The sequence below is a fragment of the Spiroplasma endosymbiont of Tipula paludosa genome (genome assembly GCF_964264785.1).
Classification (GTDB): Bacteria; Bacillota_I; Bacilli_A; order Mycoplasmatales; family Nriv7; genus Nriv7.
The window spans coordinates 830,909-857,001 of record NZ_OZ183484.1; the positions used below are offsets into that span (position 1 = coordinate 830,909).

Below are 26,093 nucleotides of genomic sequence, written 5' to 3' on the forward strand. Positions count from 1 at the left end.
AATCTTATTCCTTACGCAACAAATATCAAAATTAAAGCAATAACAAGACTATAAATAGCGCCAGTTTCTGCAATGGCACAACCAATAATTAACATTGTTCTAATCTTACCATTAGCTTCTGGATTTCTTCCTACCGCCTCAGCAGCTTTACCAGCAGCATAACCTTGACCAATCCCCGCACCAAAACAACCTAAAACAGCAATCCCTGCTCCAATAAATTTGCCTCATGAAACATCACCACTAGCCAAAATCGCTCCTACAGTATTAATACTATTTATTATTTCCACACTCATCATCTATTTATCCTCCTTTTAGACATTAGACTTGGTACATAACTATAACATTTTATGCCGACTAAACTATAAAATTCATTTTTATCTTTGTATTTATCTAACATTTGTATTTCATCTAAAAAATAATTATCAAAATAGTAGATAAAATTAAAGGTTATGTACCAAGTCTTTTGTATTTATCTAACATTTGTATTTCATCTAAAAAATAATTATCAAAATAGTAGATAAAATTAAAGGTTATGTACCAAGTCTATTATATTAAATATTTTGTGAACTAAATGCAACAATTATCCATCAGCTTCACGCCTATTAATAGCACCTTCTTTACTACCGGATTTTTCATCACCAATTTCTAATTTTCAATAAACTAATGTTAAAATTGAAAAAATAACCGCTTGAATAACACCAAAAAAGATATCAAAGTAAAAATCAAAAAATGGTGCTAAAAATCCTGCTAAAAAATTCACTTGACCAATAATTGGAACTTGTCGGGAAATTAAATCACTAAATTGATACAATAACGCCATAATAATACTGCCACCTAAAATATTTCCAAAAAGTCGAAATGAAATGGAAACCAATGGCACAAATTGCGTTAACAATTCTAATGGATTTAAATATCGTTTAAAAAAAGCTAATCTTTGAAATTTAATGCCAAAAATATAAATCCCGATAAATGTTACTAATCCCATCGCAAATGTTGTTGTATACGATGTCATCTGCGATTCAAACCCAACAATTGCTAACAAATTACCAACAATAATGTATGACAACAAATATAAGAAATATAATGTTAATCATTTAAAACTCGGTCCTAAAATACTAATAACTAAATTTTCAACACCTTTAACACAAAGTTCCACAATTAATACTAACCCTCGCGGTTCAGCTTTAGGATCAAGTTTTTTTACTTTAAAAAAGTATATTAAAGTGATAATAATAATAATTAAAGTTGTTAAAATAATCGTTGTTATTTGCGGAACAAGTTTTCACGGATCTCACAATTCAAAACTTGCATACATTTTAAGATTCATCCTTCAAGTTCCTCTTTTCTATCAAAGCATTATACATATTAACAATTAAAGTTGCAATAAAAGCAAGTATTAAACCAAAAATACTACTAAAAATATTAAAATATTCATTAAATAGCATAATAATCAGAACAGGAATTAAATATAATAATACTCGCAATAAAAAAAGTAGTCCTATTCCTAATTTATTAATTGATTGACCTGTTTGGATAACATACGAAGTTAAAAAAGTTAACAACAAATAATTCAACAAACTAAAAATACTTGTTGTAACAAAACCAGTAATCAAATTTCAAGATAAATAATTAATTATAGTAAAAATTGTTGTTACTAATAGTCCAATAAAAATTAACAACCCAAAAACAATCATTATTTGTTTTTCATATTTCCAATTAATATTTTTCATTATAACTATCTACTGTGTATCAAAATAACGATCTCCCGCATCACCAAGACCCGGAACAATATAACCGTTTTCATTAAGCTTTTCATCAACTGCAGCTGTATAAATGTTAATATCAGGATGCGCTTTTTCCAGTTTTGCAATTCCTTCTGGGGCAGCTAATAAACAAATAAACTTAATATTATGTGATACTTTTCATTGTTTAATAATATCAATTGCAGCTATTGCCGTGCCACCCGTTGCTAACATTGGATCCAAAATTACTGTATAACTATTTTCCACATTATTAGGTTTTTTTTCTAAATACTTCTTAGGTTGCAAAGATTTTTCATCACGATAAATACCAATATGACCAATTTTAGCATTAGGAACCAATCCCAACATTCCATCAACCATTCCTAAACCCGCTCTTAAAACTGGAACAAGAATAATATCTTGGGCAATTTTTTTACCAGTAGTCGCAACTATTGGCGTTTCAATTGAAATTTCTTGTAACTTTAAATCCTGAAAAACTTCATAAGCCATTAACCTAGTAATTTCATTAACATTTTCTTTAAAAATCTTACTATTCGTATCTTTTTTTCGTAACCTTGTTAACTTATCATCAATTAAAGGATGTTTAATAATAAATAGTGCCATATTGTTTCACTCCTATTAAGAATTATACTACTTTCTTATATTTTTAGTAATAAAAAATAATAATGATTGCAAAAAAATTACTTGCTAACAGAGATTATTAACATCATAGGTCTTCGCAATTCATCTTGCATTAAAAGATCTGTTTTTAATAACTCATTATCAGGTTGTGGTTCAATAACACTTATTATTTTAAAACCACATTCAATTAAAGTATTAATATAAGTAGTAAGTGTCCGATGATATTTCAAAACTTCCACTTCCAAGAAATTGGTTTTTCGGATATCCTCATCAAAATAATTATCAATTGGTCAATGTAACCGCTTATCGTTATTATCAACACATCATTGTTGATTGGAATTAGCAGTAAATATCGGATGCTCAACTGAAAAAACAAAAGCACCACCAATTGCTAAACATTCATAAACTTTAGCACAAATATTACTAAAAGACGCAATATAATGAAATGCTAACGAACTAATAACAACATCAAATGAATTTGCAAGAAAATTAATATCTTCAATTGGCATTTGCAAATATTGAATTTCAATTGGCGTCATTTCTCTTGCTACATTTAGCATTTTTTCTGAGATATCAATTCCTACTACTGATGATGCCCCTTGCTCAACAGCATATTGACAATGCCAACCAAATCCACATCCTAAATCTAAAACCCTTTTATTATTTAAACTCGGTAACAACTTTTGAAATATATGTCACTCCCCAGCTGCTTTCAAACCATCAACACTTCTTGCCATTTGTTTATATTTATCAAAAAAAATTGGATCATCATATTTATTTTGTTTCATTACTTTTCTACTCCTAAGTCAATTTTTCAATATATTATATCAATATATTATATCATTAATAATTATATAAACTTATTTTAGTACTCAATCATTTTTTTCCAATAACAAAAAAATCTTCAAATTAAAAAACCTAAAGTAAATTACCTTAGGTTTTTTAAAGCTGAATTATACTTGTAAGTGCAAGTAAATAAAATTGCAAAAGATTTCATATAAAAATTTCATGATGCTAAGTTTATTTTAGAAAAAGTAAATTTAAGGAGTTTTTATATGGGATACAAACATCTTGGCATAGATGAAAGAATTTATATTGAGAATCAATTGAAATTTAAAGTAAAAATTAGTGAAATAGCTAAAAATCTTAATCGAAGTATTAGTACTATTAATCGAGAAGTTAATAGAAATAAAGATAATAATCATTATTTTTCATTAATTGCACAAAATAAAGCAGAAAATAGAAAACAATTACATGTTTATTTTCATAAATTTAAAAATAGAGAATTAGTAAAATATGTACAACAAAAATTATTATTAGGTTGATCGCCTGAACAAATTTATGGCAGAATTAAAAATTTTCATCAAGAATGAATTATTAGTTTTAAAACAATTTACAATTGAATTTATTCTGGATTACTTGAAAAGGTTACTAGTAAAAATTTAAGAAGAAAAGGTAAGAAACGAAAATCTCAAGAAAATCGGGGTAAATTTAATGGTAAATCCATTAAAGAACGAAATGTTAATAATCGCATAACTCTTGGCCATTGAGAAGGTGATACTGTAGTATCATCACGAGGTAAAAGTAAATCATGTTTAATAACTTTAGTTGAAAGAACATCAAGATTTACTTTAGCAATATTAGTTGAAAATAGAACTACTAAAGTTATTAACAAAAATATTAGTCATTATTTATCAATTCTTCCAAATAATCTTGTTAAGACTATAACATTTGATAGGGGTAAAGAATTTGCTAATTGACAACAACTTGAAAAAAATTTAAATGTGAAAATTTATTTTGCTGATGCATATTCACCTTGACAAAGAGGTACTAATGAAAATACTAATGGTTTAATTAGAGAAAAATTTCCTAAAAAATTTAATTTTTCAAACACTACTAAAAATGCAGTTCATAAATTTATATTGTCTTTAAACCAAAGACCAAGAAAAATAATAAATTATCTTTCGCCAATCGAATATTTGGTTAGAAAAATAATTTAGTTGCACTTAACTTTACAATTTGGCATATACAAAATTATAAAGAGAGGTTCTTGTTCTTTTATTATACTCAGACCTTATTTTTTCTCAATTTCTATGGCTTATTTTTACATATAAGCGGTTATGACATAAAAAACAATAGTGACTTTCAATAAAATTATTATTTCCTCTTTTAACTCTACTTAAATTTTCTAAATTATTTTCTTGTAAATTAATATTACTATTTAATTTTTCTTGTATTTTTACTGGGGCATTCGCCAAAATTATTGGTGTTGTGCTCGATAAGCTCGTAATTGTTGTTAGCATAGCGAGTAATTTTTTCATGTTCATCAAATCCTTTTTATGAATTTTTACTAATTATATAAAATTTACAATACCTTTTCCTTTCTCCAAAATATTAATCTACAATCTCTTTGCATTGGTATTTAATTATATATCTATTAAATAAATGCCAAATTGTAAAGTTAAGTGCAACTAAATTATTTTTCTAACCAAATATTCGATTGGCGAAAGATAATTTAGTATTTTTCTTGGTCTTTGGTTTAAAGACAATATAAATTTATGAACTGCATTTTTAGTAGTGTTTGAAAAATTAAATTTTTTAGGAAATTTTTCTCTAATTAAACCATTAGTATTTTCATTAGTACCTCTTTGTCAAGGTGAATATGCATCAGCAAAATAAATTTTCACATTTAAATTTTTTTCAAGTTGTTGTCAATTAGCAAATTCTTTACCCCTATCAAATGTTATAGTCTTAACAAGATTATTTGGAAGAATTGATAAATAATGACTAATATTTTTGTTAATAACTTTAGTAGTTCTATTTTCAACTAATATTGCTAAAGTAAATCTTGATGTTCTTTCAACTAAAGTTATTAAACATGATTTACTTTTACCTCGTGATGATACTACAGTATCACCTTCTCAATGGCCAAGAGTTATGCGATTATTAACATTTCGTTCTTTAATGGATTTACCATTAAATTTACCCCGATTTTCTTGAGATTTTCGTTTCTTACCTTTTCTTCTTAAATTTTTACTAGTAACCTTTTCAAGTAATCCAGAATAAATTCAATTGTAAATTGTTTTAAAACTAATAATTCATTCTTGATGAAAATTTTTAATTCTGCCATAAATTTGTTCAGGCGATCAACCTAATAATAATTTTTGTTGTACATATTTTACTAATTCTCTATTTTTAAATTTATGCCAAATTGTAAAGTTAAGTGCAACTAAATTATTTTTCTAACCAAATATTCGATTGGCGAAAGATAATTTAGTATTTTTCTTGGTCTTTGGTTTAAAGACAATATAAATTTATGAACTGCATTTTTAGTAGTGTTTGAAAAATTAAATTTTTTAGGAAATTTTTCTCTATATTAAACCATTAGTATTTTCATTAGTACCTCTTTGTCAAGGTGAATATGCATCAGCAAAATAAATTTTCACATTTAAATTTTTTTCAAGTTGTTGTCAATTAGCAAATTCTTTACCCCTATCAAATGTTATAGTCTTAACAAGATTATTTGGAAGAATTGATAAATAATGACTAATATTTTTGTTAATAACTTTAGTAGTTCTATTTTCAACTAATATTGCTAAAGTAAATCTTGATGTTCTTTCAACTAAAGTTATTAAACATGATTTACTTTTACCTCGTGATGATACTACAGTATCACCTTCTCAATGGCCAAGAGTTATGCGATTATTAACATTTCGTTCTTTAATGGATTTACCATTAAATTTACCCCGATTTTCTTGAGATTTTCGTTTCTTACCTTTTCTTCTTAAATTTTTACTAGTAACCTTTTCAAGTAATCCAGAATAAATTCAATTGTAAATTGTTTTAAAACTAATAATTCATTCTTGATGAAAATTTTTAATTCTGCCATAAATTTGTTCAGGCGATCAACCTAATAATAATTTTTGTTGTACATATTTTACTAATTCTCTATTTTTAAATTTATGAAAATAAACATGTAATTGTTTTCTATTTTCTGCTTTATTTTGTGCAATTAATGAAAAATAATGATTATTATCTTTATTTCTATTAACTTCTCGATTAATAGTACTAATACTTCGATTAAGATTTTTAGCTATTTCACTAATTTTTACTTTAAATTTCAATTGATTCTCAATATAAATTCTTTCATCTATGCCAAGATGTTTGTATCCCATATAAAAACTCCTTAAATTTACTTTTTCTAAAATAAACTTAGCATCATGAAATTTTTATATGAAATCTTTTGCAATTTTATTTACTTGCACTTACAAGTATAATTCAGCTTATGAAAATAAACATGTAATTGTTTTCTATTTTCTGCTTTATTTTGTGCAATTAATGAAAAATAATGATTATTATCTTTATTTCTATTAACTTCTCGATTAATAGTACTAATACTTCGATTAAGATTTTTAGCTATTTCACTAATTTTTACTTTAAATTTCAATTGATTCTCAATATAAATTCTTTCATCTATGCCAAGATGTTTGTATCCCATATAAAAACTCCTTAAATTTACTTTTTCTAAAATAAACTTAGCATCATGAAATTTTTATATGAAATCTTTTGCAATTTTATTTACTTGCACTTACAAGTATAATTCAGCTAATAATTTCCATCATTTTTTCAGGATATTGAATACTAGTTCTAAAAAAACATTTTTCATTAAAGTAGAAAAATAAGTTAACTAAACTTTATTAAAATTACTATCAAGAAAGGTAATTTATTATGTTAAAAATTAATAATAATTTAAAAACCCCAGAAAATAAAAATTGATTCAGTTTATTTGCAACTCATAAAAATATGTACATCAACAAATGCGAACAACTAGCTAATGAATACGAGAAATTAGATGAATATTTATATAAATATCATTATCGCTTAAAACAAGGTTATAAAGTAGTTCATTTTGCATCAAGAACAATTATTACAATTTTTGGTGATGTTACTTTTAAACGACGCCGATATAAATATTGAAATCAAAAATCAGGGAAATTTGAATATGTATGTTTGTTAGATAAAGAAATTGGTTTATTACCCAAACAACGCATTTATTTTGATGTCCAATTTAAAGTTTTAAGTCTTTTAGGTGACGGTAAACGCTATCACGATGTTTTAGATGCTCTAAATCATTGTTATATTTCAAAAGCTAGTATTTCTAGTATTTTAAATAAATATAATATTGCTGAATATTTTCAATTAGCAGAAAAAGAAATTAAAACTAGAATTAATAGACTTGGTACATAACCTTTAATTTTATCTACTATTTTGATAATATTATTTACTAGGTGAAGTACAAATGTTAGATAAATACAAAGACGAAAATGAATTTTATAGTCTAATAGGCATAAAATATAAAACTTTCATGAAAATGGTAGAAATTTTAAAAGAAGCTAAAGCTAAACAAAAACAAATTGGTGGTAGACCAAATAAATTATCAATAGAGCAAAGATTACTTATGACTTTAGAATACTGAAAAGAATATAGTACATATCGTATTATTGCAAAAAAATATAATATTAGTCATGTTAGTTGTATTCGTAATATCTTTTGAGTTGAAAATACTCTAATAAAAAATAGTCACTTTCATATACCTGGCAAAAAGATATTATTGGAACATAAAGTTACTAATAATAATTTATTAGCAATTGATGCTACAGAAATTCCAATTGAAAGAATTAAAAAAAACTAAAATTATTATTTTCTGGTAAGAAAAGGCAACATTCATTAAAATCGCAAATAATTATTGATTTATTTAACAATAAAATTATTTCAGTAGATTTTTGTTATGGCAGTATTCATGATTATAAGTTATTTTTAAAATCAAATACACTTATAAATCCAAAATTAGAATTAATTGCCGATTCAGGCTATCAAGGTTTGCAAAATGTTCATAAAAATACATTATTGCCAATTAAAAAGAGTAAAAATAATCCCTTAAATCCAGATAAAAAGGAATATAATAGCTTTTTAAGTAAAGTTAGAATTGCCATTGAACATGTTTTTGCTAGATTAAAAAGATTTAAAATACTAGTTTATCGTTATCGCAATAAGATTAGAAGATTTGGATTACGATTTAACTTAATTTCAGGAATATATAATTTTGAATTAAGCTAGTTATAGTTATGTACCAAGTCTAATGTCAAAAATAAGGATTTATATATTCAACTAGATGAGACATTTTTAGCAACATTAGACCATAAAGTTAAACAAGACCAAAGAATTCGTTTAGTTACTTTTCATACCGGACATAAAGAAAAAAATTACAAAAATGCTCGTAGAGAATTAGAAAATAAACGAGGTCATTTTCTAATGTTAAAAATTGGTAAACGAATAAATACGATGGATTATCGTGATTTATTAATTAAAGAATTGCAAAAACATTATGTTAATATTAATTATGACAAAATAATTGTTTGTGGCGATGGTGATGCTTGAATTAGAGAAATTGCTAATAGTTTTGGTAATGTTAGATATATTTTAGATGGTTATCACGCTATTAAAAAATTAAAACAAACGGCATTTAATATTATTTTTGAAAATCGTAAAGTAACACTAAATAGTTGAATTAAATTATATAAGGATGGAAATCATCAAGAATTAATTAAAAACATTCGTAATGTCGCTAAAAATGAATTAAATAAAGATATTAAAACAAATTTAAGAAAAGCGAGTAATTATTTCAGTAATAATAAGCAAGGTATTCATAACCAAAATTTAGAATGAAATATCGGTTGTAGCATTGAAAGCGATGTATCGCATTTAATAAAACAACAATTAGGATATGGAGCAAAAATATATAATCATAAGAATTTAAATAACTTATTACATTTAAAAATGGCAAATTTAAACAAATTAAATGTATTACATTAGACTTGGTACATAACTATAACATTTTATGCCGACTAAACTATAAAATTCATTTTTATCTTTGTATTTATCTAACATTTGTATTTCATCTAAAAAATAATTATCAAAATAGTAGATAAAATTAAAGGTTATGTACCAAGTCTATTATATTAATGAAAATATTAATTCAGAAATAGAAATCAGAAAAGAAATATATAAAAAGTCATTATGAAATAAATATAATAATAAAAATGATGATAGTTGAATTAATTATAAAGGTAATGCTATAACAAATAAATATAATAGATTTAAGTAAGCAAAAATATTAGTTAAAATTTAATAAAATTAATAATTTTTCATTAGACTTGGTACATAACCTTTAATTTTATCTACTATTTTGATAATTATTTTTTAGATGAAATACAAATGTTAGATAAATACAAAGATAAAAATGAATTTTATAGTTTAGTCGGCATAAAATGTTATAGTTATGTACCAAGTCTATTGTGTAAAAATTCAATAATATGATAAAATGGTAATGAATAAAAATGACAACAACAAGAAAGGCAGGGTTAGTTTAGTAATTAAATAATATAATTAGCTGATTGTTTTACTTCTTCAAAGCAATACCTAAGAAAACTAAACGCGACCAATTATCTTTCGCCAATCGAATATTTGGTTAGAAAAATAATTTAGTTGCACTTAACTTTACAATTTGGCTAAAATTAAACCGAAAATCTTAATCCATTTAAAAATATTGAATATCCTAAAAAACTCGTATTATGAAAAGAAGCACAAGTAATTTTAACACTCATTCCTAAAATATAATCTTCTTCTCACGCTCAAAATGATAAATCAACGGACTGTTTTGATTTATTAATGTCATCATAAGAACCAATATATTCATTATGTACTTTATTAGGTTCATTTTTTGTTGTTTTAACTCATAATGAAGTTGGCCACTGTAAATCTATTGCCGGAACAGTTTTTTGATTATTAAAAGTTCATAACTTAATATATGAACTTTTACCAAACGAAATTAGCGGGTAATCATTACTAAATTCAAGTAGTGATTGTGCATAATTATGCCAATTTTGCAATACAAAACTTTCTTCAATTTGTAAATAGCCATTATTACTTTTACTCCGATTAGTAACTCGTCAACTAAAATCAGTATTAATTGCTTGCAAAGATTGGTTTAACATCGTAATGCTAGCAACACTAGAAACACTTAACAGAGTTGTTGAATACAATAGTAAAAATTCCCTAAAAATACATACCACCTCTTAAATTACTAAATATTATAAATTAAACTTATAATTGGTAATTTTCATATATTGGAAAATCTTTTAATAAAATACCAATTTGGTGTTTATGCTTAGCAATATTCTCTTCAGTATTACCATTTTCTTTAAGAACACTAATAATTATATTTGCTAATTGTTCAAATTCCTTTTCTTTTCAACCTCTAGTGGTCATCGCTGCTGTTCCAATTCGAATGCCACTAGTAGTCATTGGTTTTTCTTTATCAAATGGAATCATATTTTTATTACAAATAACATCAACTTGATGCAAAATATTTTCACATTCCTGCCCCGTACGATTAAATGATGTTTTAACATCAATAATCATTAAATGATTATCAGTACCACCACTAATCAATTTAACATCATGTTTTCTAAAAATATTTTCTAAAACTTTACAATTAGCCATAATTTGCTGTTGATATGCTTTAAATTCTGGTGTTGCCGCTTCATAAAATGCTTGTGCTTTAGCAGCAATAATATGTTCTAAAGGACCTCCTTGTTGACCTGGGAATACTGCCCGATCAATCGCTTTTGCTAATTCTTTTTTACATAAAATTGCACCGCTTCTTGGACCGCGTAATGTTTTATGTGTTGTTGTTGTTACAATATCTGCTACTAATACAGGATTTGGATGTAATCCAGCAGCAATTAAACCAGCAATATGAGCCATATCAACCATTAATAATGCTCCAACTTCATCAGCAATTTCACGAAACTTAGTAAAATCAATTGTTCTTGAATATGCACTGGCTCCCGCAACAATTAATTTTGGTTTAAGTTCTAATGCTTGTTGTCTAATTGCTTCATAATCTAATTGTTGAGTCTTTTCATCAACACCATAACCATGAAATTGATAAACAATTCCTGAGAAATTCAATTTATGTCCATGGGTTAAATGACCCCCTGCATCTAAACTCATTGCCAAAACAATATCATTCGGCTTTAAAATCGCTTGATATGCAGCAGCATTAGCTTGACTACCAGAATGCGGTTGCACATTAGCATGCTCAGCATTAAATAAAGTCTTTAATCTTTCAATCGCTAAATTTTCACTTTTATCAACAAATTCACAACCACCATAATATCTTCTTCCTGGATATCCTTCAGCATATTTATTAGTTAATATTGAACCTGCTAATCTTAATACAGGAAGCGAAACATAATTTTCCGAAGCAATTAATTCCACATGGCGTTGTTGTCTAATAAGTTCTTCTTTAACAACTGCTTTTAGTTCGGGATCAATATCATTTGTTTTGCGATTAATATTTTGTATTTCTGAATCGATATCAGTTATTAATGAATCAATATCCTTTCCTTCTAAACTAATATCATTTATTTGCGTATCATCTTTAAACATCTTTAATATCTCCTAATTCAATTTTTTCAACTCGTTGTTGATGACGGTTTGAAAATTTAGTATTTAAAAATTCTTCTAAAATTCAAATCGCTTTTTGAGGCGCAATAATTCTTCCTCCTAAAACTAAAATATTAGCATCATTATGTTCGCGAGCTAAGGCCGCTAACTTTGTTTCATAACATAATGCCGCTCTAATTTTCGGCATGCGATTAGCACTAATACTTATTCCAATACCTGTGCCACAAATTAAAATTCCATACTTAGCATTACCATTTCCTACTTCTTTACCAACCAATTTGGCATAATCAGGATAATCCACTTGTTCTTCTTCACTATTAGTTCCTAAATCAATAACCTCATATTCATTATTTTTTAAATATTCAATAAGAGCAGTTTTTAATACATATCCAGCGTGATCACATCCAATAGCAATTTTATCTTTCATATTTATAATTCCCTCCTTCCAATATCCTTTTATTTAATTATATAGTATGAAAGAAAGAAATTAATTATTTTGAACAAATATTAATTTATTTTAAAAGTAACAACCCCTTCATTAATTTTATTATTAGTTAAATTTTTAACTTTATTTATCTCTTCGTAAAAAAATGTTTTATAATTATAACTACAAGAAAGTAGGTAAACTTATGAATAAATTTGATATCCTAAAAGAAATCCTCTTAGCGCGTCATTCTTGACGAGAATATGATTCCCAAAAAATTAATGAACAAGATATTAATGAAATCTTAGAAGTAGCCCGTCATTCACCATCAGCATTTGGATCAGAACCATGACATCTTATTGTTGTTAGTAATAACAAAGTAAAACAAGAATTACATCCTTTAATATGAAAACAAAAACAAGTCCTTAACGCTTCACATCTATTTTTAATTTTAACTAATAAAAAAATGCCTTTACAAAAAATAGTGCCTTTCTTCGTTTAAGATATCAAACGCGTTATCAGAATTCTGATGAAAAATTTGAACAATTACAAAATAACTTAATAAATTATTTAAAAAAATATATTAATGACCCAGAAGAATGAGCTAAACGACAAGCATATATTTTATTAGAAAACATTATTCTTTGTGCTTTTGCTAAAGGCATTGGTACTAGTCCAATGGAAGGGTTTGATGGTGCTGACATCATTAATTATTTAGAAACAAATAACCATATCGCTCCTAATGAATACAATGTTGCCGTTGTTCTTGCTGCCGGATATTTACCTAAAAATAAAGAATTACCAAGAAAACCACAATCCTTAACTTATGAACAATTAGTTACTAAAATTGAATAAAACAAAAACGCCATTATCTTTACAATAATGGCGTTTCTTTTATGTTTAAAAAATATCTAATAATTTAAATTTTAATATTCCTCTTCATAAGCAATTTTTCCTCTAGCAATGATATCTTCGGAATCTAATAATCCTGTCCCCGCAGGAATTAAATTACCTAAAATAACATTTTCTTTTAATCCTTCTAAATTATCAACTTTACCTTTAATAATTGCTTTTGTTAATACTCGTGTAGTATCTTGAAATGATGCTGCCGATAAGAAAGAATTAGATTCCAATGGTGCTTTTTTAATACCAAACATAATTGGAAATCCATAAGGCGGACGACGATCCTCTGATAATAACTTACCAACAATATCTTTAAATTCTTTAATCGTAACTGTTTCCCCAACTAATAAGTCACTATCACCATTATCAATAATTTGAATTTTATTTAACATTTGTTTAATAATAATTTCAATATATTTATCAGAAATTTGAATTCCTTGCAAACGATACACTTTTTGAACTTCTTTTAAAATATATTCTTGAACTTCTTTAATCCCAGCAATTTCTAATAAATGTTTAACATTAATTGCTCCTTCAGTTAATTTTTGACCAGCTTTAACTAGCGAACCAACTTTAACACGAATATTAGAGTTATAAGGAGTTTTATATTTTCTTTCATTATGTTCAGAAACAACAGTAATAACATTAATACCATTTTCTTCACTTATTTCTTGAACAGTACCATCAATTTCAGAAATAATGGCAACTGCTCCCTTAGGAATTGTATTATCTAATAATTCTTTAATTCTTGGTAACCCCTGAGTAATATCTAAACCACCAGCAACCCCACCTGTATGGAAAGTACGCATTGTTAATTGTGTCCCTGGTTCACCAATTGATTGGGCTGCTATAATCCCAACAGTTTCACCAATATCAACAATTGCACCCGTTGCTAAATTAAGTCCATAACATTTTTTACATACCCCTTTAGAAGCATCACAAGTTAAAACAGAACGAATTTCAAATTCCGTAATATTATTTTTGGCAATTTTATTATTAATATCTTCAGTAATTAAAGTATTAGCAGGAACAATTTCCTTACCATTTTTGTTAATTATCGCTGACTTTGTAAATCGTCCAAAAGCACGATCTTGTAAGGGCACAATAATAATATAATTTTTAGTATCAACAATATCTTTAATTAAGAATCCTTTTTCTGATTGGCAATCTTCCCTCACAATAATAATTTCTTGGGCAACATCTACTAATCTTCTTGTAAAATAACCAGAATCAGCTGTTTTTAAAGCCATATCAACCATTCCTTTTCTCGCCCCATGCGTAGAAATATAGAATTCAAGAACCGTTAATCCTTGTATAAAAGAAGAAAGAATCGGTAATTCAATAACTTCTCCCTTAGGATTATTCATTAATCCTCGCATCCCTACTAACTGTGTAAAGTTAGAAAGATTACTCCGCGCACCGGAATCAGTCATAATCGTAATCGGATTATTAATATCTTGCTTTAACACTACTTCTAATTTCTTTTGAATTAAATCTTTAACATCCGATCATTTTTCAATAATTAATTTATGTTTTTCGCGTTCAGTTATCATTCCTAAACGATAAAATTCTTGAACTTCAGCAATATATTTATCAGCTTCAATAAAGTTTTCTTTTTTATCATCATATGCTTGCATATCTTGTGACGAAATCGTAATACCAGAAATTGTTGAAAATTTAAATCCTAAATTTTTCATATTATCTAACATTTCAGCAGTTTTTTGCGTTCCATATTGCTTAAAAAACTTAGTAATAATATTTGATAAACTACTTTTCTTAAATGGAGAAATTGCTTCTCGTGATGCAATAAATTTTCGGATATCCTCAGTAATTAAAATAATATGACGGTCATCTAAATAATCAAGATTTTCTGCTGTTGGTTCATTAAAATAAGGGAAATCAACAGGAAAAATTTTATTAAAAATTAATTTTCCAACCGTTGTTATTAATACCTTATTTTTACTATCATTAACTTTAATCTTACCATCCATAGCATCAACAGGAATAGCAATTATCGCATGTAAATGTAATTGTTTATTATCATAAGCTAAAACAGCATCATCAAAATTCCGATAAATATTTCCTTCACCAATTTTACCTTTACTTTCAAAAGTTAAATAGTAATTTCCTAAAACCATATCCTGAGTTGGCGTTACAATTGGTTTTCCATCTTTCGGTCCTAAAATATTTTTTGAACCTAACATTAAATATCGCGCTTCAGCAACAGCTTCTGCTGTTATCGGCACATGAACTGCCATTTGGTCACCATCAAAATCAGCATTAAATGCTGGTGTTACTAATGGATGCAAGCGAATTGCTTTCCCTTTTACTAATTTCGGTTCAAAAGCTTGAATTCCTAAACGATGCAGTGTTGGTGCCCGATTTAATAATACTGGACGCTCTTTAATAACTACTTCTAAAAAATCTCACACGCGTTCATCGCGTTGATCAATCATCTTTTCTGCCATCTTATAAGTTAAATTACTATTATTTTCTTTAGCATCTCTTAATAATTCAGCAATAATAAATGGTTTAAAAAGAACAATTGCCATATCGCGTGGTAAACCACACTGATACATTTTTAATTCTGGACCAACAGCAATAACACTTCTTCCAGAATAATCAACTCGTTTTCCTAACAAGTTTTGACGAAAACGGCCTTGTTTTCCTTTTAAAATTGCTGTTAATGATTTTAAAGGTCGCTTATCTCTTCCGGTTACAGGACGCGCTTTGCGATCATTATCAATTAAAGCATCAACTGCTTCTTGTAACATCCTTTTTTCATTATTAATGATAATTGAAGGGGCTCCCATTTGTTTAACGCGTTTTAATCGTTCATTTCTTATAATAATCTTACGATATAAATCATTTAATTCTGATGCTGTAAATCTACCTCCATCTAATTGAATAATTGGTCTAATATCTGGTGGTAACACCGGAATAGCATGTAAAATCATTCACTCAGGTTTATTTCCTGAACGCAAAAAATCATTTAAGGTTTTTAAAGAACGCATTAATTTTAATTTATCCGTTTGCGATTTTTTACCTTGAATTTTTCTTTTAATTTTCTTAATTTCTTCTTTCAAATCTAAATTTTTAAGTAAATGTTCAATTGCTTCAGCACCAATACCAAATTTAGCATTAGTATATTTATTAATAAATTGAGCACATTCATCCATTGAAAAAGGAATATTAGTAGTTTTTAAATCTTCAATCATTCCTTGTGCTCTTTCAAAAGCAATTGATTCCACAGTTAAATCTTTTTTAATATTTTCTAAAGTTTTAATTAATCGTTCACGAGTTTCTTGTGAAGTTTTAGCATTACCTAAATCTAAAACCATTTTATCTCTTAAATTTTTAGCATCACCAGCATCTAAAACAATATAAGAAACAAAATAAATCACTTCCTCTAAATCCTTAGTACGCATATTTAATGCCAAAGCAATTTGGGAAGGTGATGCTTTTAACATTCAAATGTGTGATACGGGATCTTCTAATTCAATATGTCCCATTCTTTTTCTTCTAACAATTGATTCTGTTAATTGCACCCCACATCGTTCACAGATTTTACCACGATTATTTTCTTTTTTATATTTTCCACATTCACATTCATAATTTTTAATCGGCCCAAAAATTCGTTGATCAAAAAGACCATCTTTTTCTGGTTTTAATGATTTATAATTAATAGTTTCTGGTTTTGTTACTTCACCATACGATCAAGAACGAATATCTTCTGGAGAAGCTAAACTAATTTTAATTTCTTTAAAGTTTTTGTGATCATTAAACATTTATCATTTCTTCCTCTCTAGAATTTACTTTCTTCATCTTCTTCATAATTTAACATCTTATGTTCTTTACCATCTTTAGTTTTTAAAACAACATTGATTGATAAACCTTGTAATTCTTTAATTAAAACATTAAATGACTCAGGAATTCCTGACAATGGCAATTTTTCACCCTTAGCAATTTTAGTATATAACTTCGTTCTTCCAATAATATCATCAGATTTAATTGTTAATATTTCTCTTAAAGTATGAGCCGCCCCATAAGCTTCCAAAGCTCATACTTCCATTTCTCCAAATCTTTGGCCACCATTTTGTGCTTTTCCACCTAATGGTTGTTGAGTGATTAAAGAATATGGCCCAACATTACGAGCATGAATTTTATCTTCCACCATATGTGATAGTTTTAACATATACATTACACCAACAGATATTTTATTACCAAATGTTTCACCTGTTTGACCATCAATTAAAGTTTCTTTTCCAAAATTATCCATCTTGGCTTCTGTCATAATGGCAATTAATTCTTCATTACTTACGCCTTCAAAAACTGGGGTAGCTACTTTTAACCCTAACTTTTTAGCAGCCATTCCCAAATGTAATTCTAGTACTTGACCAATATTCATTCGCGAAGGAACTCCTAAAGGATTTAACATAATATCTACAGGTGTACCATCAATAAGATGGGGCATATCTTCAATCGGTAAAACTTTAGAAATAACACCCTTATTACCGTGTCTTCCCGCCATTTTATCACCTTCTTGAATTTTTCGTTTTTGAACAACATAGATTTTAACAATTTCTAATACCGAAACTGGTAAATCATGTCCATCTTTACGAGAAAATCTTTTCACAGCTTGAATAATTCCCGCACCACCATTTGGAACAATTAAAGAATTATCTTTAACATTACGAGACTTTTCACCAAAAATAGCTTGTAATAATTTATCTTCTGCTGACAGTTGGGTTTGTCCTTTAGGTGTTACTTTCCCAACAAGAATATCGCCTTCTTTAACTTCCGCACCAACCATTACAATCCCATCAGCATCTAAATAACGACGCATACTATCTGGAATATTAGGAATTTCACGAGTTATTTCTTCTTCACCTTGTTTTGTTTGGCGACGTTCAATAGTATATTCTTCAATATGAATTGATGTAAAGACATCATCATATACTAAGCGTTCACTAATAATAATCGCATCTTCATAGTTATAACCATTTCAAGTTGTAAATGCCACCATAACATTTTGACCTAACGCTAATTCACCTTTTTCCATTGAAGCACCATCAGCTAAAATTTGACCTTTGCTAACAGTATCACCTGGTTTTACCAATGGTGAATGAATTAAAGCCGTACCACTATTACTACGATCAAAACTATTTAATTCATAAACTTTAACTCGTTCCTTATGCTTAATAGTAATTTTTTTACTATCAACATAATCAACAATTCCATCATCTAAAGAAATAATTGCTAATCCTGAATCTCTAGCAGCAGCATGCTCCACACCCGTACCTACTAACGGTGATTGTGGTTTAATTAAAGGGATTGCTTGACGTTGCATATTAGCGCCCATTAAAGCACGGTTAGCATCATCATTTTCTAAAAAAGGAATACAAGATGTCGCAATGGAAACAATTTGTCGTGGTGAAACATCAATATAATCAACTTCATTGTTAGGCGCAATAATATTTTCACCACTAAAACGAGCAGCAACTTGCTTTTCAATAATCTTTCCTTGATCATCAATTGCAATATTTGCTTGACTAATAACATAATTTTTTTCTTGATCTGCCGTTAAATAATGATTAACTTCAAATACAATACCATTATTTACTTTCCGATATGGCGTTTCAATAAAACCATATTTATTAATATGAGCGTAAGTTGATAAATTATTAATTAAACCAATATTTGGTCCTTCAGGAGTTTCAATCGGACAAATTCTGCCATAATGCGAGTAGTGCACATCACGAACTTCTATACCAGCTCGTTCACGAGATAATCCCCCCGGACCTAACGCAGTAATTCTTCTTTTATTAGTTAACTCTGATAACGGATTAGTTTGATCCATAAACTGTGATAACTGTGATAAGTTAAAAAACTCACCAATAACAGCTGTTAACGGTTTATTATTAATAATATTTGATGGCTTAATAACAGAACTATCAGCAGTTGACATCTTTTCTTTAACATTTTTTTCAATTCTTGCCATCCCAATCCGAAATTGATTTTGTAATAACTCACCAACTGTTCGCACACGACGATTACCTAAATGATCAATATCATCAATATTTCCCAAATCTTTAGTTATATTTAATAAATATGAAAAAGAAGCAATAATATCTGGAATCGTAATATGTTCCATTTTATTACTTGGATCAACACCTAAAATTGCAATACTATCATCAGGATTAATCATTTCATTATTAGCATAAACTAAAACTCTTTGAATTTTATTATGACTTTTAATATCTGGATGAAAATTAATTTCTTGCAACATTACCCCAGCATTTAAAATCGTATGCAACAATTCTAAATCTTTTTTAGTAATTAAATATCCCTTTTTAAAAACAACATTACCTTTAACATCTTTAATATCTTCAGCCAAAATCCGATTTAATAACCGATCAACAATTGATAACTTTTGAATCAATTTAAATCGGCCGGCTTTAGTTAAATCATATTTTCTTTTATCAAATAATAATCCAAAAAGAAACTTACTAGCACCATCAACAGTTGCTGTTTCCCCTGATCGAATTTTTTTATAAATTTCTTGAACCGCAAATTCTCAACTATCTTTTTCTAAACCACTAATATAATCACTTTCATAAGTGTCAATTAATAACTGATCATCATTATACAATGCTAATAAATCATCTTTTTTTAAACCTAATGCTGTAAACAAAACAGTAGCATTAGTTTTTCGTGACTTATCAATTTTTACTTGAAAAATATGTTTATATAAATTATTTTGTTTATTTTTAACCTTTTTAATATGACTTTCAAACTCTAATCATGTTCCCCGTGAAGGGATAATATCATTAAAATAAATAATTTTTCCTGTTTTCAGATCAATATTCTTTTTGTAATAACTTCCTGGCGATCTTACTAATTGCGAAACAACAACCTTTTCACTACCATTAATAATAAAAGTTCCTTTATCGGTCATCAACGGAAAATCACCTAAAAAAACTTCACCGGCTCTTCAAAGGGTATAATCAACTAACATTTCTTCTTCATCTTGCTTTTTAATAATAATTTCAATAGCAATTTTATCATCAGCATTAATATCTTCAAAATAAAAAACATTATCATCTTGTTTTGATAATACTGGATTTTTAAAACCAAATTCTTCTCTTACTCATAATAACATTGCTTGATCTGGCGTTTTAGTAATTTGACTATTAATTCTTTCATCATCTTTAATAACAGTTAATTGCAATTTAGCATAAATTGGTACTTCATAAATCTTTGATTCTTCTTGTGCTTGTTTTAAGTTGCGTCGTGGTTTTTTTACTTCTCAACTTAACAATGATAATATTGTCTTACCTTCAGGGTCAGTTATTGGAAATATTTCATCAAAAACCTCCTGAATGCCATCTTTCATAAATCATTGATAATTATCAGTTTGTACTTCAATCAAATTGGGTAATTCTAATTTCCCTGAAACTTTGGAATAATCTCTTCTTTGAACATAATCTCCAAAATGTTTCATCTTAAATGCCATTAACAAATCCCCCTTGTTTTTCATAACTAAAACTATATAATTTTATACTAATTATACTCTTAAATCAATACATACTTTTGATAATGATGTAGAAACCATATACATATGACAAGATTTTGGTTTCTACAAACTTGCTTTTAATTAATAGACTTGGTACATAACTATAACTAGCTTAATTCAAAATTATATATTCCTGAAATTAAGTTAAATCGTAATCCAAATCTTCTAATCTTATTGCGATAACGATAAACTAGTATTTTAAATCTTTTTAATCTAGCAAAAACATGTTCAATGGCAATTCTAACTTTACTTAAAAAGCTATTATATTCCTTTTTATCTGGATTTAAGGGATTATTTTTACTCTTTTTAATTGGCAATAATGTATTTTTATGAACATTTTGCAAACCTTGATAGCCTGAATCGGGAATTAATTCTAATTTTGGATTTATAAGTGTATTTGATTTTAAAAATAACTTATAATCATGAATACTGCCATAACAAAAATCTACTGAAATAATTTTTTGGCCAAATTGTAAAGTTAAGTGCAACTAAATTATTTTTCTAACCAAATATTCGATTGGCGAAAGATAATTTAGTATTTTTCTTGGTCTTTGGTTTAAAGACAATATAAATTTATGAACTGCATTTTTAGTAGTGTTTGAAAAATTAAATTTTTTAGGAAATTTTTCTCTAATTAAACCATTAGTATTTTCATTAGTACCTCTTTGTCAAGGTGAATATGCATCAGCAAAATAAATTTTCACATTTAAATTTTTTTCAAGTTGTTGTCAATTAGCAAATTCTTTACCCCTATCAAATGTTATAGTCTTAACAAGATTATTTGGAAGAATTGATAAATAATGACTAATATTTTTGTTAATAACTTTAGTAGTTCTATTTTCAACTAATATTGCTAAAGTAAATCTTGATGTTCTTTCAACTAAAGTTATTAAACATGATTTACTTTTACCTCGTGATGATACTACAGTATCACCTTCTCAATGGCCAAGAGTTATGCGATTATTAACATTTCGTTCTTTAATGGATTTACCATTAAATTTACCCCGATTTTCTTGAGATTTTCGTTTCTTACCTTTTCTTCTTAAATTTTTACTAGTAACCTTTTCAAGTAATCCAGAATAAATTCAATTGTAAATTGTTTTAAAACTAATAATTCATTCTTGATGAAAATTTTTAATTCTGCCATAAATTTGTTCAGGCGATCAACCTAATAATAATTTTTGTTGTACATATTTTACTAATTCTCTATTTTTAAATTTATGAAAATAAACATGTAATTGTTTTCTATTTTCTGCTTTATTTTGTGCAATTAATGAAAAATAATGATTATTATCTTTATTTCTATTAACTTCTCGATTAATAGTACTAATACTTCGATTAAGATTTTTAGCTATTTCACTAATTTTTACTTTAAATTTCAATTGATTCTCAATATAAATTCTTTCATCTATGCCAAGATGTTTGTATCCCATATAAAAACTCCTTAAATTTACTTTTTCTAAAATAAACTTAGCATCATGAAATTTTTATATGAAATCTTTTGCAATTTTATTTACTTGCACTTACAAGTATAATTCAGCACTTGCACTTACAAGTATAATTCAGCAAATTTAAAATTTCTATTTATGAATCAGAAGGTATATTTTATTTAAATTCATTTTCTGCCGAAATGCCTCCTTTACCAGAAAAAGATAATGAGCAACCATTGCCGACCGCAATAACTAAAAATGATGGTGAATATCAATATAATCAGTTTCAAGATAAATTAGATTATTTAATGATACAACGCCGAGATTTTGATAAATTTAATTATAGCTATTTATATTGAGTACCCATTTTTAATTTCTTTGACGATAATTTTAAATATATGAGTGAAATTTCAATTAAATTAAATGGTTTTAAACAAAATAGTAAATTTAGTTTAAGTCGAAAGACTTTGTATGATGATTATATAGCACAAGCTATTATTTTTACAGAACTTTCCTTTTCTAGTTTTGGTGATGTTATTACTATAAAAACTAATGGTGTTGACTCTATGGGTGATATTGAGTTTTTAGAGAATGGTAAATCAATTTTAAAATTTGGCTCACGAACAAGTTTTGGAGAAGATTTTATTAATACTTTTTTTGGACAAATTAATTATTATGGTAATACTTTCCATTTTTTACGCTATGATGACAAATTAAAGACTGATTTTAAAGATTTTATGCTCCATTATCAAAAACATTTAACTGTTGATTTTATTAATGATTTATTTAATAGACTTGGTACATAACTATAACATTTTATGCCGACTAAACTATAAAATTCATTTTTATCTTTGTATTTATCTAACATTTGTATTTCATCTAAAAAATAATTATCAAAATAGTAGATAAAATTAAAGGTTATGTACCAAGTCTAATAAAATTTATAAAATTTTAGGTGAGTTTTTTGTACAATTCTTTTATGCGAGTTTTGATACAGATGCCTCTACTTATGTAGAATTAGATTACAAAGGGATGCAACAAATTCCTAAAAATGTTTTACAAATGGGTTTTTTCTATCGTTCCTTAATTACTTTTTATCCCAAACAGTATTTAATTAACTTTGGTTCCACAATAGAAAATAGTAAGAATATGATTTTTCGTTCTTATTTCTTTGTTAAAGATAAACAAATTGCCAATGGTTTTAATACTGGTAAAAGTTCTTATCAAATAGATTTTAATGTGTTAAAAGCATATGATAATCAATTATGAAACGCCACTAGTAATAAACTGTATTTTTATAATGCTAAAGTTGATGTGATGTATGGGATTAATATTTTTACGCTAACTTTTCCACTATATAAAAAGAAAAATGAAAGTACTGAATATCATTATTCTTTATACGATTTTAACATTTTGAATTCAACAGCTTTTATTGGTGGCGGAATAAGTGGCAATATGGATGACTTAATTCCTACACCCAGCTGTTCTTATTGAGGTTTATTTAGTGCCATATCTTGCGGTATTCAGCACGCTTCTGTTAGTATGTTGAATTGATTACTTGGTCTTTCAGGGATTAATCTTTTAATTCGCCCCATTGCCGATATTGCTAAAACAACGATTAATTTTACCAAAACTGCCTTTCCGGTATTTGAAGTTATTCCGGCGTTTCAGATGTTATTTGAATTTGTAGTACCCTTAGCAATTTTGTTAATGATAATTAAAAGGTTTTCTTAAATTTGGTAGATTACTTTATTAAATAGACTTGGTACATAACCTTTAATTTTATCTACTATTTTGATAATTATTTTTTAGATGAAATACAAATGTTAGATAAATACAAAGATAAAAATGAATTTTATAGTTTAGTCGGCATAAAATGTTATAGTTATGTACCAAGTCTAATGTATAATTTCTTCTTAAAGAAAGGAGGGTTTTTGTTATGTGAAAATTTTTATCAGTTTTAAATTTAGTATGTATAATGTTTATTTCGGGATGTATTAAAAATAGCAATGATTTAAAAAAATATGATTTAGAGTTTGCTCGTATTAAACAGAGTGCTTTTATTTATAAGACTTGGTACATAACCTTTAATTTTATCTACTATTTTGATAATATTATTTACTAGGTGAAGTACAAATGTTAGATAAATACAAAGACGAAAATGAATTTTATAGTCTAATAGGCATAAAATATAAAACTTTCATGAAAATGGTAGAAATTTTAAAAGAAGCTAAAGCTAAACAAAAACAAATTGGTGGTAGACCAAATAAATTATCAATAGAGCAAAGATTACTTATGACTTTAGAATACTGAAAAGAATATAGTACATATCGTATTATTGCAAAAAAATATAATATTAGTCATGTTAGTTGTATTCGTAATATCTTTTGAGTTGAAAATACTCTAATAAAAAATAGTCACTTTCATATACCTGGCAAAAAGATATTATTGGAACATAAAGTTACTAATAATAATTTATTAGCAATTGATGCTACAGAAATTCCAATTGAAAGAATTAAAAAAAACTAAAATTATTATTTTCTGGTAAGAAAAGGCAACATTCATTAAAATCACAAATAATTATTGATTTATTTAACAATAAAATTATTTCAGTAGATTTTTGTTATGGCAGTATTCATGATTATAAGTTATTTTTAAAATCAAATACACTTATAAATCCAAAATTAGAATTAATTGCCGATTCAGGCTATCAAGGTTTGCAAAATGTTCATAAAAATACATTATTGCCAATTAAAAAGAGTAAAAATAATCCCTTAAATCCAGATAAAAAGGAATATAATAGCTTTTTAAGTAAAGTTAGAATTGCCATTGAACATGTTTTTGCTAGATTAAAAAGATTTAAAATACTAGTTTATCGTTATCGCAATAAGATTAGAAGATTTGGATTACGATTTAACTTAATTTCAGGAATATATAATTTTGAATTAAGCTAGTTATAGTTATGTACCAAGTCTATAGTATGCATCGTTCCCTCAACTAACTTTAGTTAATTGCTCACCGAAAAATTCGATTTTATTATAATTTAATGGATCAATATCTCCTACCTCAACTTCAGAATAATCATAAAATATATCTTCCCTTGATGAATAAGAATATTCAGCATAATGTTCTGAAACACCGTGGTCACCTCTAAAATATACAATTTTTTCTGGCATATTAAAACAATATTTATTACTATTTAAATCTTTTGCTTGTCTTCTATTACAACTATGTAAATGAGCATCCATTCTGCGTGAAAACATTAAAATAGTAGCAGCCGCTAAAAACCCATTTAAAGTTCCGTGTTGGTCCACGTAATCAATAGATTGATTAGTTAAATCATCTCAATTTGTTATGTGATTATGATAAAATCCTCAAGTGGCGTTAATTGGATTATAATTAATAATTGAATTTCTTACTACTCTAAATCTAATACTTTCAGATGTGGCTAAAATAACACGAGCTAATGCACCTCGAATTACTGAAACATTACCTGAAGAGCTGGGATTATCTCCATAGTTAATAATATCTCAAAATGCTTGAGTTATATTATTGTCTCATCTAACCATTACTTCTCTTGAATCGGGCATAGGCATAAGATTATTATAATTACCAGAAAATCCAAAACTTCTAGAAACATATCCACTTAATTCTGTTATAGTTGAGTCAGAAAAATGATAATATCAGCTTAAAGGAACTTCATTATTGGTGACAACCGAAACCCCTTCTAAGTAAAAATCACTTGATCTAAAAACTAACTGAATGTCTCTACCCTCTAACAAAATGGGTATAATAAAATATGTATAATTTGGATTTGAATTTACAGAAAAATAATTTGAATTACA

At 26.9% G+C, this 26,093-nt stretch carries 33 protein-coding genes; 15 read left to right on the forward strand and 18 right to left on the reverse strand.

Annotation, left to right across the window (positions count from 1 at the left end):
• Positions 1-11: 11 nt before the first annotated feature.
• From atpE to ACFEL5_RS04940, 5 genes are all read right to left on the reverse strand, one after another.
• Positions 12-293, reverse strand: a complete 282-nt coding sequence (gene atpE / locus ACFEL5_RS04920) for an ATP synthase F0 subunit C (protein ID WP_342277544.1) — start codon at positions 291-293, stop codon at positions 12-14.
• 287 nt (positions 294-580) lie between these two features.
• On the reverse strand, positions 581-1,315 hold the full coding sequence (locus tag ACFEL5_RS04925) for a F0F1 ATP synthase subunit A (protein ID WP_375315115.1): 735 nt from the start codon (positions 1,313-1,315) through the stop codon (positions 581-583).
• A gap of 1 nt (position 1,316) precedes the next feature.
• Entirely contained in the window at positions 1,317-1,730 is a 414-nt protein-coding gene (locus ACFEL5_RS04930) for an MG406 family protein (RefSeq protein WP_375315116.1), read from the reverse strand.
• A 9-nt stretch (positions 1,731-1,739) separates the two neighbouring features.
• Complete coding sequence (gene upp, locus ACFEL5_RS04935) at positions 1,740-2,366, reverse strand: uracil phosphoribosyltransferase (protein ID WP_338966889.1); 627 nt, start codon at positions 2,364-2,366, stop codon at positions 1,740-1,742.
• Positions 2,367-2,443: 77 nt separating this feature from the next.
• A complete protein-coding gene (locus ACFEL5_RS04940; RefSeq protein ID WP_375315117.1) occupies positions 2,444-3,172 on the reverse strand; it encodes a class I SAM-dependent methyltransferase in 729 nt (242 codons plus the stop codon).
• A 267-nt stretch (positions 3,173-3,439) separates the two neighbouring features.
• Between ACFEL5_RS04940 and ACFEL5_RS04945 the strand changes: the two genes are divergently transcribed.
• Complete coding sequence (locus tag ACFEL5_RS04945) at positions 3,440-4,384, forward strand: IS30 family transposase (RefSeq protein WP_375315118.1); 945 nt, start codon at positions 3,440-3,442, stop codon at positions 4,382-4,384.
• Between the two features lie 12 nt (positions 4,385-4,396).
• Here ACFEL5_RS04945 and ACFEL5_RS04950 read toward each other — a convergent pair whose 3' ends face one another.
• The 4 genes from ACFEL5_RS04950 to ACFEL5_RS04965 all read right to left on the reverse strand — a co-directional run bounded on the left by ACFEL5_RS04950 (position 4,397) and on the right by ACFEL5_RS04965 (position 6,882).
• Entirely contained in the window at positions 4,397-4,705 is a 309-nt protein-coding gene (locus ACFEL5_RS04950) for a hypothetical protein (protein WP_375315119.1), read from the reverse strand.
• A 150-nt stretch (positions 4,706-4,855) separates the two neighbouring features.
• Positions 4,856-5,617: an IS30 family transposase gene (locus ACFEL5_RS04955; RefSeq protein WP_375315756.1), complete on the reverse strand. Its 762-nt coding sequence runs from the start codon at positions 5,615-5,617 to the stop codon at positions 4,856-4,858.
• Positions 5,618-5,755: 138 nt separating this feature from the next.
• Positions 5,756-6,559, reverse strand: coding sequence for an IS30 family transposase (locus ACFEL5_RS04960; protein ID WP_375315120.1), 804 nt, complete (start codon positions 6,557-6,559; stop codon positions 5,756-5,758).
• An 80-nt stretch (positions 6,560-6,639) separates the two neighbouring features.
• Positions 6,640-6,882, reverse strand: a complete 243-nt coding sequence (locus tag ACFEL5_RS04965) for a helix-turn-helix domain-containing protein (RefSeq protein WP_375315104.1) — start codon at positions 6,880-6,882, stop codon at positions 6,640-6,642.
• A 58-nt stretch (positions 6,883-6,940) separates the two neighbouring features.
• On the opposite strand from ACFEL5_RS04965, the gene ACFEL5_RS04970 reads away from it, so the two are divergent.
• From ACFEL5_RS04970 to ACFEL5_RS04995, 6 genes are all read left to right on the forward strand, one after another.
• Positions 6,941-7,066 carry a hypothetical protein gene (locus tag ACFEL5_RS04970; protein WP_342278045.1) on the forward strand — a complete coding sequence of 42 codons (126 nt, stop codon included), beginning with the start codon at positions 6,941-6,943 and terminating at the stop codon, positions 7,064-7,066.
• Positions 7,067-7,112: 46 nt separating this feature from the next.
• Entirely contained in the window at positions 7,113-7,631 is a 519-nt protein-coding gene (locus tag ACFEL5_RS04975) for a UPF0236 family transposase-like protein (RefSeq protein WP_375315121.1), read from the forward strand.
• Positions 7,632-7,683: 52 nt separating this feature from the next.
• On the forward strand, positions 7,684-8,076 hold the full coding sequence (locus tag ACFEL5_RS04980; protein ID WP_375315019.1) for a transposase family protein: 393 nt from the start codon (positions 7,684-7,686) through the stop codon (positions 8,074-8,076).
• A gap of 5 nt (positions 8,077-8,081) precedes the next feature.
• On the forward strand, positions 8,082-8,501 hold the full coding sequence (locus tag ACFEL5_RS04985; RefSeq protein ID WP_375315760.1) for a transposase family protein: 420 nt from the start codon (positions 8,082-8,084) through the stop codon (positions 8,499-8,501).
• 195 nt (positions 8,502-8,696) lie between these two features.
• Complete coding sequence (locus ACFEL5_RS04990; protein ID WP_375315122.1) at positions 8,697-9,257, forward strand: UPF0236 family transposase-like protein; 561 nt, start codon at positions 8,697-8,699, stop codon at positions 9,255-9,257.
• 127 nt (positions 9,258-9,384) lie between these two features.
• Complete coding sequence (locus ACFEL5_RS04995) at positions 9,385-9,549, forward strand: hypothetical protein (RefSeq protein ID WP_375315123.1); 165 nt, start codon at positions 9,385-9,387, stop codon at positions 9,547-9,549.
• A 409-nt stretch (positions 9,550-9,958) separates the two neighbouring features.
• On the opposite strand, the gene ACFEL5_RS05000 is transcribed toward ACFEL5_RS04995, so the two are convergent.
• From ACFEL5_RS05000 to rpiB, 3 genes are all read right to left on the reverse strand, one after another.
• Positions 9,959-10,486 (reverse strand): hypothetical protein, encoded by a 528-nt coding sequence (locus ACFEL5_RS05000; RefSeq protein ID WP_375315124.1) that lies wholly within the window; start codon positions 10,484-10,486, stop codon positions 9,959-9,961.
• Between the two features lie 61 nt (positions 10,487-10,547).
• Positions 10,548-11,897: a serine hydroxymethyltransferase gene (gene glyA, locus ACFEL5_RS05005; RefSeq protein WP_375315125.1), complete on the reverse strand. Its 1,350-nt coding sequence runs from the start codon at positions 11,895-11,897 to the stop codon at positions 10,548-10,550.
• A complete protein-coding gene (rpiB, locus tag ACFEL5_RS05010; RefSeq protein ID WP_215826141.1) occupies positions 11,890-12,342 on the reverse strand; it encodes a ribose 5-phosphate isomerase B in 453 nt (150 codons plus the stop codon). Before rpiB ends, glyA begins: the two co-directional genes overlap by 8 nt.
• 202 nt (positions 12,343-12,544) lie before the next feature.
• Here rpiB and ACFEL5_RS05015 point away from each other — a divergent pair, with 202 nt between their 5' ends.
• On the forward strand, positions 12,545-12,841 hold the full coding sequence (locus tag ACFEL5_RS05015; protein ID WP_375315126.1) for a nitroreductase family protein: 297 nt from the start codon (positions 12,545-12,547) through the stop codon (positions 12,839-12,841).
• A gap of 176 nt (positions 12,842-13,017) precedes the next feature.
• Positions 13,018-13,194: a hypothetical protein gene (locus ACFEL5_RS05020; protein ID WP_338966908.1), complete on the forward strand. Its 177-nt coding sequence runs from the start codon at positions 13,018-13,020 to the stop codon at positions 13,192-13,194.
• Positions 13,195-13,265: 71 nt separating this feature from the next.
• Here the strand turns inward: ACFEL5_RS05020 and rpoC are convergent, their stop codons facing one another.
• From rpoC to ACFEL5_RS05040, 4 genes are all read right to left on the reverse strand, one after another.
• Positions 13,266-17,030, reverse strand: a complete 3,765-nt coding sequence (gene rpoC / locus ACFEL5_RS05025) for a DNA-directed RNA polymerase subunit beta' (RefSeq protein WP_375315127.1) — start codon at positions 17,028-17,030, stop codon at positions 13,266-13,268.
• Between the two features lie 17 nt (positions 17,031-17,047).
• Positions 17,048-20,758 (reverse strand): DNA-directed RNA polymerase subunit beta, encoded by a 3,711-nt coding sequence (locus ACFEL5_RS05030; protein ID WP_375315128.1) that lies wholly within the window; start codon positions 20,756-20,758, stop codon positions 17,048-17,050.
• A gap of 167 nt (positions 20,759-20,925) precedes the next feature.
• Positions 20,926-21,306, reverse strand: a complete 381-nt coding sequence (locus ACFEL5_RS05035) for a transposase family protein (protein WP_375315129.1) — start codon at positions 21,304-21,306, stop codon at positions 20,926-20,928.
• Positions 21,307-22,251: an IS30 family transposase gene (locus ACFEL5_RS05040; RefSeq protein WP_338966716.1), complete on the reverse strand. Its 945-nt coding sequence runs from the start codon at positions 22,249-22,251 to the stop codon at positions 21,307-21,309.
• 197 nt (positions 22,252-22,448) lie between these two features.
• Between ACFEL5_RS05040 and ACFEL5_RS05045 the strand changes: the two genes are divergently transcribed.
• Positions 22,449-23,054 carry a hypothetical protein gene (locus ACFEL5_RS05045; RefSeq protein WP_375315130.1) on the forward strand — a complete coding sequence of 202 codons (606 nt, stop codon included), beginning with the start codon at positions 22,449-22,451 and terminating at the stop codon, positions 23,052-23,054.
• Here ACFEL5_RS05045 and ACFEL5_RS05050 read toward each other — a convergent pair.
• Positions 22,994-23,116 carry a hypothetical protein gene (locus ACFEL5_RS05050; protein ID WP_375315131.1) on the reverse strand — a complete coding sequence of 41 codons (123 nt, stop codon included), beginning with the start codon at positions 23,114-23,116 and terminating at the stop codon, positions 22,994-22,996. The two genes, ACFEL5_RS05045 and ACFEL5_RS05050, sit on opposite strands and share 61 nt — an antisense overlap.
• Positions 23,117-23,280: 164 nt before the next feature.
• Here ACFEL5_RS05050 and ACFEL5_RS05055 point away from each other — a divergent pair, with 164 nt between their 5' ends.
• The 5 genes from ACFEL5_RS05055 (at position 23,281) to ACFEL5_RS05075 (ending at position 25,202) form a co-directional block, all read left to right on the forward strand.
• Positions 23,281-23,982, forward strand: coding sequence for a hypothetical protein (locus tag ACFEL5_RS05055; protein WP_375315132.1), 702 nt, complete (start codon positions 23,281-23,283; stop codon positions 23,980-23,982).
• An 89-nt stretch (positions 23,983-24,071) separates the two neighbouring features.
• Complete coding sequence (locus ACFEL5_RS05060; protein WP_375315133.1) at positions 24,072-24,212, forward strand: hypothetical protein; 141 nt, start codon at positions 24,072-24,074, stop codon at positions 24,210-24,212.
• Positions 24,188-24,373, forward strand: a complete 186-nt coding sequence (locus tag ACFEL5_RS05065) for a hypothetical protein (protein WP_375315134.1) — start codon at positions 24,188-24,190, stop codon at positions 24,371-24,373. Before ACFEL5_RS05060 ends, ACFEL5_RS05065 begins: the two co-directional genes overlap by 25 nt.
• A gap of 11 nt (positions 24,374-24,384) precedes the next feature.
• Positions 24,385-24,777: a transposase family protein gene (locus tag ACFEL5_RS05070; protein ID WP_375315019.1), complete on the forward strand. Its 393-nt coding sequence runs from the start codon at positions 24,385-24,387 to the stop codon at positions 24,775-24,777.
• 5 nt (positions 24,778-24,782) lie between these two features.
• Positions 24,783-25,202, forward strand: coding sequence for a transposase family protein (locus tag ACFEL5_RS05075; RefSeq protein ID WP_375315760.1), 420 nt, complete (start codon positions 24,783-24,785; stop codon positions 25,200-25,202).
• 6 nt (positions 25,203-25,208) lie between these two features.
• On the opposite strand, the gene ACFEL5_RS05080 is transcribed toward ACFEL5_RS05075, so the two are convergent.
• A complete protein-coding gene (locus ACFEL5_RS05080) occupies positions 25,209-26,030 on the reverse strand; it encodes a ribosome-inactivating family protein (protein WP_375315135.1) in 822 nt (273 codons plus the stop codon).
• Positions 26,031-26,093: the final 63 nt, after the last annotated feature.